This is a genomic window from Amycolatopsis albidoflavus, assembly GCF_039525725.1.
GTDB classification, from domain to species: Bacteria; Actinomycetota; Actinomycetes; order Mycobacteriales; family Pseudonocardiaceae; genus Amycolatopsis; species Amycolatopsis albidoflava.
The window spans coordinates 345,656-357,981 of record NZ_BAAAHV010000005.1 but is presented as its reverse complement, the minus strand read 5'-3'; the positions used below and the strand labels follow the sequence as shown (position 1 = coordinate 357,981).

Genomic DNA, 12,326 nt, shown 5'->3' with positions numbered 1-12,326 from the left:
TGGGAGGATGACGCGGTGAGCAGCCCGCCCGTCGCCCGCCCGGACGAGGTGCGCCGGCACAACCGCACGACCCTGCTGCGTCTGCTGCACGTCGGCGGGCCCAGTACGCGGGCTGCGCTGGCCACCGAACTGGGGCTCAACCGGAGCACCATCAAGACCCTCGTCGACGGCCTCGCCGAGGCGGGAGTGGTCGAGGAGAAAGTGCCGAGGCCGGGACGAGGGGCGGGCCGCCCCTCGCTCCTGGTCCTGCCGCAGCCGCACGCCGCGGTGGTGCTCGCGGTCGACCTGCAGGTCGAGCACGTGGCGATCGCGCTGGTCGGGCTCGGCGGGCAGATCCTCGGGCGCAACAGCTGGAATCTGCACGCCCGGACGCGCACCGCGGACGAAGTCATCACGCACGTGATCGAGTCGACCCGGGTGCTGGCCGGGGATCTCGGCGTGGAACCGGTGGCGGTCGGGGTGTCGGTGCCCGGGGTCGTCCGGCGGGCCGACGGACTGGTGCACGAGGCGCCGAACCTGCGGTGGACCGATGTGGCGCTCGGGGACCGGTTGTCCGCGGTGCTGCGGATTCCGGTGCTGGTGGCCAACGACGCCGAGCTGGGAGCGGTCGCCGAGCATCTGCGCGGGGCGGCCCGGGGGTCTTCGGATTCGGTTTACGTGTCCGCGGATGTCGGCGTTGGCGGCGGGGTGATTTCGCAGGGGTCTTCGCTGCGTGGGGGCGCGGGGTATGTCGGCGAGATCGGGCATATGGCGATCCGGCCTGGCGGGCGTGCTTGTTATTGCGGGAGCCGGGGATGCTGGGAAACCGAGATCGGCGAGGCGGCGCTGTGCCGGGCGTTGGGGTTGCCTGAGGACACGCCTCGTGGCGCGATTCTCGTTGAGCTCCGTGAGCTTGGATCGGATGCTGACTCGGCTGCCGCCCGGCTCGAGGAGTATGCGGAGTGGCTCACGCTGGGGCTGGTCAACGTGGTCAATCTGCTGGGGCCGGAGTTGGTGGTGCTGGGGGACTTGCTGACTGTGCTGCCGGAGTCGGTGATCCGGACTATCGCTGAGGACGTTCGGCGGAGGAGTTTGGTTTCGCGGGCTGTCGGGGGGACTCGGATCGTGAGTTCGGCTTTGGGGGCGGATGTGAAGCTGCTGGGGGCGGCTGAGGTGGCGTTCGAGGTGGTTCTGGACACGGTTTGAGGCCTTGGTCGTTGCGGGCGTGGGGTAACGCCGCGTAGACGGGTGCGGGTGGGCACCCCGAAGCCTGATTGTGATGACGGGCGGCGGGTGCTTGTCAAGGCGGGAAAGATGCCTTGACAAGCACCCGCCGCCCGCATTTCGGCTTCGTATCGGGGTGCGGGAGGGGGCTGGGTGCCCCGCTCGGGTGTGTGCACTGGGTGCGGGTGCTTTTGGAGGTACGTGAGGGGAACCCTGAGGGACTCAGAGTCCCTCAGGGTTCCCCTCACGTACGTCAGCGGGAGGCGACGAGCTTCGTGGGGCCCTGTGGTGCCTGAGGTCCGTGAAGGGCTCCTTGAAGGAATCTGATTCCTTCAAGGACTCCTTCACGGACCTAGCAGGAGGCTGTTCGCTCGGTTGAGGGGCGGGAAAGCATCCCTGTGAGGGGGCGGCTCACTCCCAAACGGCAGGCACCGAGGCCGTACAAACCCGAGGGCGCGAAACCCGCCGCCCCGTCCCGCCCGATCACCTCGTCCGGAAACGCCGAAGGCGGCAAGCGCACGTCGCGCCTGCCGCCTCCGGGGTCGAATCTGTCGGTGAGCGATCTACTTCTGGATCTCCGCGGCCAGTTCCTTGAGCTTGGCCTCGTGCTCGCGGGCGTGGTGCCCGCAGAAGAGCAGCTCGCCTCCGGAGCTGAGGACAGCGCGTACCTGAGCTGCTGCTCCGCACCGGTCGCATCGGTCGGCTGCGGTCAATTCGGGGCGGGTGAGCGTCGGTGTTGTCATGGGGGTCTCCCTCCGTCCCGGCACCGGTCGCCCGGTGCCTCGATCCAGCTACGCCCACTTCGGTCTCGATGCCTTCGGCGGGGATCGCTTCCGGCTCCGCGGTGTTCGTGCTTCCACTCTTGCAGACGTTTGGCGGCCCGCAAGTGTTCCCGCGCCGGTGGGAGGTGCGTCACGCCGAATTAGCCCGGTTGCCGCAACGATGTTCCACTCCGTAGGACCAGACCACCCGAAGCAGCGCGTTTTCCGTGGTCAGGCACCATGCGGGAGTGGGCATCGCACTCTCCAGGAAACGCGTGAACGCGATTCCGGCACCGGTCTTGTTCGTTCTCAGCGGAATTTCGATGTATGCCGGTGCGGCCATCGCGGTCGACCTCTTCGGGCACGCCACGCCGTCCGGGGTCGCGTGGCTGCGCTGTCTCGGGGCGGCCGTCGTGCTGCTGGTGTGGCGGCGGCCGCCGAAGGCCGCCTGGCGGGGCAAGCGGCTGCTGCTCGCGGGGGCTTTCGGGGTCGTCACCGCCGGGATGAACGTGGTCTTTTACGAGGCCATCGCACGGCTGCCGCTGGGAACGGTGGTCGCGCTGGAGTTCGTCGGGCCGGTCGTCGTGGCCGCGGTCGGGTCGCGGACGCGGCGGGACCTGATCGCGCTGGTCCTGGTGGCCCTCGGCGTGGTCGCGATCGCGGACGTGCGGATCGCGGGCAGTCCGCTCGGCGTCGTGTTCGCGCTGGCCGCGGCGGCTGCCTGGGCGGGGTACATCGTGCTCGGCAAGCGGGTCGCGATCGGCGGGGACGGGCTGGATTCGCTGGCGGTCGGGTTCGTGGTGGCGACTGTCGCGCTGTCGCCGCTCGCGTTCGGCACCGGGGAAATGTGGGGTTCGCCACGCATGCTGCTGCTCGGGATCGGCGTCGGGGTGCTGTCGACCGTTGTGCCGTACGCGCTCGACCAAGTGGTCCTGCGCCGGCTCGGGCAGGCTCGGTTCGCGGTGCTGCTCGCGTTGCTGCCGGTGACGGCGGGAGTCGTCGGGTTCGTGGTGCTCGCGCAGGTGCCCAGTGCGGTCGAAGCGGCCGGGACGCTCGCCGTCGTCGCGGGCGTGGCGTTGCGCAGCCGGGACGACAACGGACCGGTCACTGAGCCGCCCGGGTGAAGACTCGCGGATGGCCCGGGCGGCCCCGGCCCGCGATACTGATCCCGAGCCCGAGGAGGTTGCCATGACCAAGGCAGCGTCGGCGGCGGCGAAGGACCTGGCCGCGGCGGGGGTCGGTGGCGTCCACCTGGCCTGGGCGGACAACAACGGCATCCCGCGTTCGCGCGTGGTCCCGGTCGGCGGACTGGCCGACGCGGCCGTCCGCGGCGTCGGCGCGACCTCGCTGTTCGCGGTCTTCGACAGCCACGACGCCATCACCTACGCCCATTCCGGCCTCGGCACGCCGTCCGGCGACATCCGGCTCGTGCCGGTCGTGGAACGGCTCCGCCGGCTCGCCGGACAGCCCGCGCTCGCCTGGGCGCCGGTGCGGCAGCTCGCCGCGGACGGATCGCCGTGGCCGTACTGCCAGCGTTCCGTGCTGGAGCGCCACGTCGCCGAGGCGGCGCAGCGCGGTCTCGAGTTCCGCGCCGGGTACGAGCTGGAGTTCTCCGTCGCGCCGGCGGGCAGCGAGGACGTCGTGTCCGCGCCGGGGCATCGCGGTCCCGCGTACAGCCCGCACGCGCTGATCGGCCTGGACGAGTTCATCGCGGCGCTGCTGCATGATTTCGCCGCCAACGGCCTGCAGATCGGCCAGTTGCACGCGGAATACGGCGTGGCACAGCTGGAACTGTCGCTCGCGGTCACGGATCCGGTGTCCGCGGCGGACGATCAGCTGCTGGCCCGCCAGACGATCCACGCGGCCGCGCACGCACACGGCCTCGTGGCGAGTTTCGCGCCGATGATCGGCCTCGGCGCGGCCGGGAACGGCTGGCATCTGCACACTTCCGTCCGTCGCAAGGGCCGAAACCTTCTGGCCGGCGACGGCGTACCGGAAGGCGAAGGCGCGGCCTACCTTGGCGGGCTGCTGCGGGATTTGCCCGCGCTGACCGCGATCACGGCGCCGAGCGTGCCGTCGACGATGCGGTTGCGGCCGGGGTTTTTCGCTGGCGCTTATGCGTTTTGGGGAGTGGAGAACCGCGAAGCGCCGCTGCGGTACGTCCCGGGCACGGCGCTGCTCGGGACGGAGCACGCGAACGTCGAGCTGAAGACGTCGGACGCGTCGGCCAACCCGTATCTCGCGCTGGCGGTCGTGCTCGCCGCCGGAATGGCCGGGATCGAGGATTCGGCGGTGCTGCCGGAGCCGATCGCGGAGGATCCGGGCGGCTGGAGCGAAGGGGAACGGAACACCGCGGGCGTGCTGCCGCTGCCGGCGAGTCCGTCCGAACAGGACACCGCGCTGCTGGCGAATCCGCGCGTGTCCGGGGCGCTGGGGGACGAGCTGCTCGGCGCGTTCCGCGCGGTGCGCGCCTCGGACGCGGCGTGGGCCGCCGAGCGGGCGCCCGAGGAGATCGTGGCGGCGCATCTGTGGCGGTACTGAACACGGGCCTTTCCGACGTCCACTGGCTTCCCGGCGGTGCGCGCCTGGTCGCCGAAGCCCGGGCGGAACTGCCGCAGAAGGACGGCTTGGCGGCGGCCTTCACCGCACTGGTGGCGTTGCGCGCGGCGGACATCGCGGTGCCCGACCAGGACGAGGTCGCGATCGCTGCGGGGACGGTGCGCGCGCCGGCCAGCCTCCCGGCAGGTGCGTTGTCCCGCAACGAGTTCCGGCTTCCGATTCCTCTCGACGAGACGGCCGCGGGCACTTCAGCGGCCGGATTGGCCGCAGCTATCCGGACATTGTCCGAGGACAGGCTGGCGGTGGTTCCGGCAGCGGGGGAGTGGAGCGCTTCGACGGTCTCGGATTTGCTGCTGGGCCTGTGGGAGTTGCCGCGCGTGGCGGTGCTGGCACGGGTCGACCCGGCGGAACTGGGCGCGCCGGACACGCCGGAACGCGCGCTGCTGGACTATCTCGACACCGGCATCCCTCCACTGTGGACGAACCGGTGGCGGCCGCCCGCGCCCCACCACGTGCTGATCGCCGGAGTGCGGCTCGGCGCGGAGGGAACGCTGCTGTCCGTTGTGGACACTTACCGCGAACTGGGCGACGAAGGCGTGCACGACCAGCCGGTGGAATGGGTCGCGGCGGGGCTGGAATCGGTGCTGCTGGTGGCGGACGCCGGGCACGCGGAGGCGTTGGCGCAGGCGGTTTCCTACGCCGGGTTGCGCAGCGGCGGCGCGTTGTAGCGCTCCTGCGCGTCCAGCAGTTCCTCCCAGTGCTCCGCGACCCAGCCGTACACCACCCGCATCGGCTCCAGCAGGCTGCGGCCCAGCGGCGTCAGCGCGTACTCCACTCCCGACGCCGGATCGGCATGCGCCGTGCGGGACACCAGCCCGGAACGTTCGAGGCCGCGCAGGGTCTGGGTCAGCACCTTCGGCGTGACGCGACGCAACGGCACCCGCAGTTCGGAGAACCGCCGCGGCCCCTCCTCCAGGCAGCGGATCACCAGCGCGGACCACTTGTCTCCGAAGCGGAACGGCGCCATCGCGGACGGGCACAGCTCCTCGAACAGGTCAGGAGGCAATGGCTCCAATGGCTCCAACGGCTGCCGAACGGTCATCGCGCTCTCCTCGCAGTATCCCGGAGGGAACCGGCCTCCTGGCTACCTTCCAGAGCATCGACACTCCAGGAGGTATTCCCACGATGAGCAAGATCGTCATCTTCGGCGCGGGCGGCCGGGCCGGACGGCAGGCCGTCGCCGAGGCGCGGCGGCGCGGACACGAAGTCACCGCTGTGGTCCGAGATCCCGCGCGCTACCGCGATTTGGCCGACGTCGTCGCTGGCGATGTCACCAACCCAGCAGACGTCGCGGCCCTCGCCGCTGGACATGACGCGGCCGTCAACGCGGCCGCGGTCTACGGGGAAGGAACCGACCCGGACGCGTTCTTCACCGGTGCCGCACGCGCTCTCGCCGCCGGGTTGCCGCAGGCCGGGGTAAAGCGGCTGGTCGCGGTCGGGCTGTCCACGCTGCTGCCCGCCGCCGACGGAACCCCGGTGCTGGACTCGATTCCGGCCGGGTTCCGGCCATTCTGCCTGGCGCACGCGGCGGGGCTCGAGGTGCTGCGCGCCGAAGGCTCCGGGCTGGACTGGGTGTACGTCAGCCCGGTCGGCGACTTCGACCACGACGGCGAGCGCACCGGCCGCTACGAAATCGGCGAGCACGGCGACCTCTCGGTCAAGATCTCGTACGCCGATTTCGCCGTGGCCTTGCTCGACGAGATCGAGAATCCGCGGCACCTCCGCGTGCATCTCGGCGTCGCCGGGACGCGGTAGCGGGCGCGGGGCGGTCCGGATTGACGCAACTAAGTGGTTGCCATACTATCGCAACCAATTAGTTGCGAAAAGATGCCGGACCGCACATGACGACGCACTCGGACTTCACCGCCGAACTCCCTGTCGGCCGCACGCCGGACGGGTCGGTCGCCCGGTGACCGCCTCGAGCCCGAACCGGGCGAAACTGATCCTGACCGTCCTGTTCCTCGGCACTTTCGTCATGGGCGTCACCGAGCTGCTGGTTCCGGGCGTGCTGAACCTGGTCGCCGCCGACCTCGGCGTCTCCCTCCAATCAGCCGGGATGCTGGTGACCGCGCAAGCGCTCGGCGTCGCGCTGGGCGGGCCGCTCCTGACCGCGCTGACGGTCAGGCTCGGCAAGCGGACGATCCTGGCCGGCTCGACGGCCGGATTCGCCGCGGCGAACCTGGTTCTGGTGCTGAGCGCCGACTACAGCCTGCTGATCGCGGCACGGGCGCTCGGAGGCGCGGCGGGCGGGCTGTTCATCGCCGCCGCGTTCGAAGTCGGCACCTCGATCGTTCCGCCGGAACGGGCGGGCCGGGCGATCTCGGCGGTCATCTCCGGAACCACCGTGTCGGCCGCGCTGGGCGTTCCGCTAGGCACGCTGGCCGGTCAAGCGCTGGGCTGGCGGGGAGCGTTCGTCGGGATCGCGGTGCTGTCCGCGCTGACCTTCGCCGCCATACTGGTCCTGGTTCCCCAGGTGCCTTCGAGCGGCGGCGGTCTCGGCGACCAAGCCAGGCACGCGTTCGCTCCGCGGGTGCTCGCCGTGCTGGTGGTGATCGCTCTCGCGTTCGCGGCGCTCTTCGCCGCGCTGACCTATGTCGCGCCATACCTGGAGCAGGTCACCGGTATCCCGAGCACGCTGATCAGCGTGTTCCTGCTCGCCTACGGCGTGGCGACCGCGGTGGGCTCGTTCGGCGGCGGCCGGCTCGCCGATGCCAACGCTCCGCGTGCGCTGATCCTCGGCACCGGCGGGCTCGCGATCTCCCTGCTCCTGCTGTACGTCGTGGGCACGGTCGCGGCACTGGTCGCGGTGGTGCTGCTCGCGCTGGGCGTGTTCGGCATGGGGACGGCGCCGGTGGTGCAGTACCGCGTGGTGGATCTCGCCGGGCCGGCGCCCAGCTCGCGCAGGCGTTGCCCGCGTCCTCGGCCAATCTCGGCATCGCGCTCGGTTCGGCGGTCGGGGGCGCGGTTGCCGGCAGCTTCTCCCTTTCCGCCACGATCATCACCGGCTTCGCCTTGGCCTGCGTCGCCGCCGTGCTCGCCTGGGGCACCAGCTTCCTGAAGCCGCCGGGGACCAGCGGGCGCCCGCTCGACGAGGACGAGCGGGCGCGGGCGCGGTGCTGAAGGGCGGCCTGAAGCTACTTCGCGAAGCGGGAGTGCTTGCGGCCGTAGAAGAAGTAGATCAGCAGGCCGATCACGAGCCAAGCGGCGAACCGGATCCAGGTCATCACGTCGAGGTTCAGCATCAGGTAGAAGCACGCCACCGCGGCGATGATCGGCAGCACCGGCGAGAACGGCACGGTGAACGGGCGCTTCAGGTCCGGGCGGCGTTTGCGCAGCACCGGCACCGCGACCGCGACGATGATCATCGCCGACAGCGCGCCGATGCTGACCATGTCGGCCAGCGCCGAGATCGGCACGAAAGCCGCCAGCACGGCGATCAGCGCGGCCCCGCCGATGGTCATCCGGTGCGGCGTGCCCCAGCGCGGGTGCGCCGTGCCGATGGCCTTCGGCAGCAGGCCGTCGCGGCCCATCGCGAAGCCGATCCGGCCGATCGTGACCAGTTCGACCATCATCACCGACGTCAGCCCGGTGACCGCGCCGAGCGAGATCAGCGCGCCGACCCAGTGCTGGCCGACCCGGTCGAACGCGTCCGCGAGCGGCGCGCCGGAGTCGATGTCGGTGTAGTGGACCATGCCGGTGAGCACGATCGACACCCCGATGTAGAGCACCGCGCACACGGCCAGCGCACCGAGGATGCCGACGCGGAGGTCCTTGCGCGGGTTGATGGTCTCCTCGCCGAGGTTGGCGAGCGCTTCGAAACCGGTGTAGGCGAAGAACACGACGGCCGCGGCGGTGACCATGCCGGCGATGCCGTACACCGACTGCTCGAGCCCGAGCGCGGCCTGGACCACTGGCTGGTGCAACGCGTTCGCGCTGCTCGACGGCGGCTGCGCGGGCGGCACGAACGGGGTGAGGTTCGAGCCCTTCACGAAGAACACGCCCACGGCGAGGATCAGCACGCACACCGCGACCTTGACGAGCACCAGCACGTTCGTGAGCCACGAGGACTCCTTGATGCCGACCACGGCCACGACCGTCAGCACCGCGATGATCAGCACCGCGCCGACGTTGACCTTCGCGTCCTCGCCGAACCAGTCCGGCGACAGCCCGAGCAGGTTCGCGAGATAGCCGGACCAGCTGCGCGACACCACGGCCGCGCCGAGCGCGAACTCCAGCAGCAGGTCCCAGCCGATGATCCAGGCGAAGATCTCGCCGAGGGTGGCGAAGGCGTAGGTGTAGGCGCTGCCCGCGGTCGGCACGCTGGACGCCAGCTCGGCGTAGCAGAGCGCGGCGAGGCCGGCGACCACCGCGCCGATCACGAACGACAGCGTCACCGACGGCCCGGCGTGCGTCTTGGCCTCGACCCCGGCGAGGGTGAAGATCCCGGTGCCGATGATGATGCCGACGCCGAAGCCGATCAGGTCGCGTCCCCTGAGCCGCCGCTTCAGCTCGCCGGATTCCTGCCTCTTGAGGACTTCGTCGACGTCGAGAGTTCTCCGCACACCCATGGGGGAACGTTAGAAGGTGACGGCCGGACGCGCAGATCGGCTATCCGGGTGGTGTGAGGCCGTGGTCCTGGGCCAGGATCGCCGCCTGGACGCGCGAACGCAGGCCGAGCTTGGCCAGCACCCGGGAAACGTGCGTCTTCACCGTCGCCTCGCCGATGTACAGCCTGGTGCCGATTTCGGCGTTCGAGAGCCCGGCACCAAGGCATCCCAGCACCTCGCGCTCGCGTTCGGTGAGGTCCGTCAGCCCCGTCGGCGCGGGCGACGGCCCGGCCGGGGTGCTGGCGAAGGCGGCGATCAGCCGTTTGGTGACCTGCGGGGCGAGCACGCCCTCGCCGGCCGCGACGAGCCGGACCGCCTCGATCAGCCGGGGCGCCTCCACCGACTTCAGCAGGAACCCGGCGGCTCCGGCGCGCAGCGCGGCGTGCACGTACTCGTCGAGGTCGAAGGTGGTGAGGACCAGGACTTCGGCAAGCCCCTCGGCGATCAGCTGGCGGGTGGCGGTGATCCCGTCGGTGCCGGGCATCCGGACGTCCATCAGGACGACGTCCGGTCGCAGCGCGCGGGCCTGGCGCAGCGCGACCTCGCCGTCGGCCGCTTCGCCGACCACCTCGATGCCCTCGGCGTTGCCGAGGATGAGCGCGAGCCCGGCGCGGATGGCGCCATGGTCGTCGGCGACGAGGACTCGGATGGTCATGGTGCCTCTCCGGCAAGGGGAAGTTCGGCGTGCACGAGCCAGCGCGGCCCGGACGGACCTGCCCGCAGGGTGCCGCCGACGGCGTGCGCGCGCTCGCGCATGCTGAGCAAGCCGTGCCCGCCGCTGTCGGCCTGGGTCGGCGCGCCGGGCAGTTCATTGCCGATCTCGACAGTCAGCGTGCCGTCGGCCACCCGCAGCCGCACCGTCGTCTGCCTGCCCGGCGCGTGTTTGACCGCGTTGGTCAGCGCCTCTTGCGCGATCCGGTAGGCGGTGAGGTCGACCGCCGTCGGCAACGCGAGTTCTTCGTCCACAGTGGAATCCACAGTAACCGGCATGCCCGCTGCCCGCGCCGATTCCACCAGCCTCGCCAGTTCGGCCAGCCGCGCCGGAGCGGTCACCTCGTCCTCCGAGGACACTGCGGCCTCCGAGCGCAACAGCCCGATCATCGCGCGCATTTCTTCCAGCGCGCGCACGCTGTTCTCCCGCACCGCGACGAGCACGGTCTGCGCGGTCTTCGGATCGTCGGCCATGGACAGCGCCGCCTCCGACTGAATGGCGATGGCCGACAGATGCCCGGCGACGACGTCGTGCAGGTCGCGGGCCATCCTCGCGCGTTCGGCGGCCACCGCCGCCTTTCGGTCCAGCGCGGAGATCGTCGCGAGTTGCTCGGCGTTGGCGCGTTCGGTCGCCGCGATGTCGCTCTGCTGGCGCACATTCGCGCCCCACCACACCGGGACCAGCAGGAACGACAGCATGCCGAACACGCCGAACGCAGCCGCTCGCCAGCCCGCTATGGCGACGAAGACGAACAGCACCGCGAGCGTGGCGGCGGCGGTCACTCCGACCAGCACCCGGGCCGTGCGGCGGGAGCCGTGCAGCACCGCGGTGTAGAGGAAATCCGTGTACGCGACGGCGATCGGCAACGACAGGCCCAGCACGACGTCGACCCCGACGATGCCGGTGGCGATCAGCAGCCCCCACGGCACTGTCCGGCGCAGGAACAGGGCGAGACACATCGCGCCGAGTTCGGCGAAACGGATCCAGAGCGGATACGGGTCGCTGTCTCCCTGCAACCGGTGGACGTCGATGAGGTACAGCATCGTGCCGCCGGCGAGGACGGCGAGCGCGACGAGGCCGTTCTGCTGCCACTGCGGCAGTTCGCGCGGCCGGGGGAGGGCCGAGCGCAGGTCTCGCAAGCGCACCCGACCATGACAGCACACCGCGGCGGCCCGGTCGTCCTACGAAATGATGACTCCCCGATCGTGCCGACCGCTGACGCGCCCGCGGCCGTGTGCCCGCGAAAGTGGACCCATGGACGAGCTTCTGAACAGCCCGATGACCGCCGCCATCGTGGCGTGCGAGGTCGGGTTCTGGGTCTTCATCGCGGCCGGGCTGCTGACCCGGTACGCGCTGCGCAAGCAGAAGGCCAGCACGGTGCTGCTGGCGCTGGTGCCGGTGGTCGACCTGGTGCTGCTGGTGATCACGGTGATCGACCTGATGAACGGCGCGGTGCCGAACCTGACGCACGGGCTCGCCGCGGTGTATCTGGGCTTCTCGGTGGTGTTCGGGCCGTCGATGGTCGAGTGGGCCGACGTCCGGTTCGCGCACCGGTTCGCCGGCGGGCCGCGGCCGGAGAAGCTGTACGGCCGCGCGAAGACCCGCAAGGAATGGCGCGAATGGGGCAAATGCGTACTGGCGTGCGCGATCAGCGCCGGACTGTTGCTGCTGGCGATCGCGGTGGTCGGCAACTCGGGCCACGCCGAACCGTTGTGGGGCTGGTTGCCGCGGCTCGGGACGCTCACCGGCCTGTGGTTCGTCTTCGGACCGCTGTGGCAGGGGATTTTCGGCTCCTCCGCGCCGAAGCGGGAGGCGTCGCGATGATCGAGCTGCTGGGAATTCTGCTGGTGGCCCAGGGCGCGGGCGGGCTGATCAACCGGCTTGCCGGGGCGGAGCACCCGAGCTGGTTCGTCCAGTTGCACGTGCTGCCGCCGCAGCTGCACGTCATCGCCAGCATCGTCCTGCTCGGGGCGGGTGTGGCGGTGCTGTTCTCGAACCGGGCGCGCAAACGCCGACGCGGCTAAACTCGGCAGGGTGGCGGCCGGTCCGGTTCTGCTGTTCGCCGTGGTCAGCGTGGCGCCCTCGGCGTTGTTCTGGGTTGCCCTCCGCCTTCCCGCGCTCTGCCGCTGGCTTCGTCGGCGACGCGCCGCTCCCGTGCCGTCCGAACCGCCGGTAGAGCAGGTGGCCGCCGACCTGCGCCGGGTACGCCGGACGCTCGCGCAGCTTCCCGCTGGAACGCCTGCCGCGCGAAGGATCGGCACCCGGCAGGCGTACGACGAGCTGCTCGTCACCGCCTGTCGCGAGATCGGCGTCGAACACCGGCTCGACGGCTTGCGCGAGGGTGCCGACCGGGACCTCGAACGGCTGCGGATCGAGGATTCGCTGAGCCGTAAAGGATTCGTGCTGTCCTGAGCGGAGTGGCAG

Annotated in this window: 14 protein-coding genes; 9 read left to right on the top strand and 5 right to left on the bottom strand. The window is 70.8% G+C overall.

Features of this window, described 5'->3' with window-relative positions; translation table 11 throughout:
- Positions 1–15: 15 nt before the first annotated feature.
- The gene (locus tag ABD156_RS06170) at positions 16–1,185 is read left to right on the top strand and encodes an ROK family protein (protein ID WP_344267615.1); all 1,170 of its coding nucleotides are present in this window, start codon (positions 16–18) and stop codon (positions 1,183–1,185) included.
- Positions 1,186–1,766: 581 nt separating this feature from the next.
- Here the strand turns inward: ABD156_RS06170 and ABD156_RS06165 are convergent.
- Complete coding sequence (locus ABD156_RS06165) at positions 1,767–1,946, bottom strand: DUF7455 domain-containing protein (RefSeq protein ID WP_037358805.1); 180 nt, start codon at positions 1,944–1,946, stop codon at positions 1,767–1,769.
- Between the two features lie 341 nt (positions 1,947–2,287).
- On the opposite strand from ABD156_RS06165, the gene ABD156_RS06160 reads away from it, so the two are divergent.
- The 3 genes from ABD156_RS06160 (at position 2,288) to ABD156_RS06150 (ending at position 5,251) form a co-directional block, all read left to right on the top strand.
- Complete coding sequence (locus ABD156_RS06160; protein ID WP_344268504.1) at positions 2,288–3,088, top strand: EamA family transporter; 801 nt, start codon at positions 2,288–2,290, stop codon at positions 3,086–3,088.
- 64 nt (positions 3,089–3,152) lie between these two features.
- Complete coding sequence (locus ABD156_RS06155) at positions 3,153–4,505, top strand: type I glutamate--ammonia ligase (RefSeq protein WP_344267610.1); 1,353 nt, start codon at positions 3,153–3,155, stop codon at positions 4,503–4,505.
- The gene (locus ABD156_RS06150) at positions 4,493–5,251 is read left to right on the top strand and encodes a DUF6885 family protein (protein ID WP_344267608.1); all 759 of its coding nucleotides are present in this window, start codon (positions 4,493–4,495) and stop codon (positions 5,249–5,251) included. The genes ABD156_RS06155 and ABD156_RS06150 overlap by 13 nt, the downstream gene beginning before the upstream one ends.
- Here the strand turns inward: ABD156_RS06150 and ABD156_RS06145 are convergent.
- Positions 5,218–5,625 (bottom strand): winged helix-turn-helix transcriptional regulator, encoded by a 408-nt coding sequence (locus ABD156_RS06145; protein ID WP_344267606.1) that lies wholly within the window; start codon positions 5,623–5,625, stop codon positions 5,218–5,220. The genes ABD156_RS06150 and ABD156_RS06145 overlap by 34 nt on opposite strands.
- Between ABD156_RS06145 and ABD156_RS06140 the strand changes: the two genes are divergently transcribed.
- Both ABD156_RS06140 and ABD156_RS06135 read left to right on the top strand, forming a co-directional pair.
- Entirely contained in the window at positions 5,589–6,338 is a 750-nt protein-coding gene (locus ABD156_RS06140) for an NAD(P)-dependent oxidoreductase (protein WP_344267604.1), read from the top strand. The genes ABD156_RS06145 and ABD156_RS06140 overlap by 37 nt on opposite strands.
- Positions 6,339–6,492: 154 nt before the next feature.
- On the top strand, positions 6,493–7,641 hold the full coding sequence (locus ABD156_RS06135; RefSeq protein WP_344267602.1) for an MFS transporter: 1,149 nt from the start codon (positions 6,493–6,495) through the stop codon (positions 7,639–7,641).
- Positions 7,642–7,717: 76 nt separating this feature from the next.
- Here ABD156_RS06135 and ABD156_RS06130 read toward each other — a convergent pair whose 3' ends face one another.
- The 3 genes from ABD156_RS06130 to ABD156_RS06120 are packed head-to-tail and all read right to left on the bottom strand — an operon-like array spanning position 7,718 to position 11,032.
- Positions 7,718–9,151: an APC family permease gene (locus ABD156_RS06130; RefSeq protein WP_344267600.1), complete on the bottom strand. Its 1,434-nt coding sequence runs from the start codon at positions 9,149–9,151 to the stop codon at positions 7,718–7,720.
- 40 nt (positions 9,152–9,191) lie between these two features.
- Positions 9,192–9,845: a response regulator gene (locus tag ABD156_RS06125; protein WP_344267598.1), complete on the bottom strand. Its 654-nt coding sequence runs from the start codon at positions 9,843–9,845 to the stop codon at positions 9,192–9,194.
- Positions 9,842–11,032, bottom strand: coding sequence for a sensor histidine kinase (locus ABD156_RS06120; RefSeq protein ID WP_377928221.1), 1,191 nt, complete (start codon positions 11,030–11,032; stop codon positions 9,842–9,844). Before ABD156_RS06120 ends, ABD156_RS06125 begins: the two co-directional genes overlap by 4 nt.
- Positions 11,033–11,156: 124 nt before the next feature.
- Here ABD156_RS06120 and ABD156_RS06115 point away from each other — a divergent pair, with 124 nt between their 5' ends.
- Genes ABD156_RS06115 through ABD156_RS06105 form a run of 3 tightly spaced genes read left to right on the top strand, consistent with a single transcriptional unit; the run spans position 11,157 to position 12,314 of the window.
- A complete protein-coding gene (locus ABD156_RS06115) occupies positions 11,157–11,726 on the top strand; it encodes a hypothetical protein (RefSeq protein ID WP_344267594.1) in 570 nt (189 codons plus the stop codon).
- Positions 11,723–11,926 (top strand): hypothetical protein, encoded by a 204-nt coding sequence (locus ABD156_RS06110; protein ID WP_344267592.1) that lies wholly within the window; start codon positions 11,723–11,725, stop codon positions 11,924–11,926. Before ABD156_RS06115 ends, ABD156_RS06110 begins: the two co-directional genes overlap by 4 nt.
- Before the next feature lie 10 nt (positions 11,927–11,936).
- Positions 11,937–12,314, top strand: a complete 378-nt coding sequence (locus ABD156_RS06105; protein ID WP_344267590.1) for a hypothetical protein — start codon at positions 11,937–11,939, stop codon at positions 12,312–12,314.
- Positions 12,315–12,326: the final 12 nt, after the last annotated feature.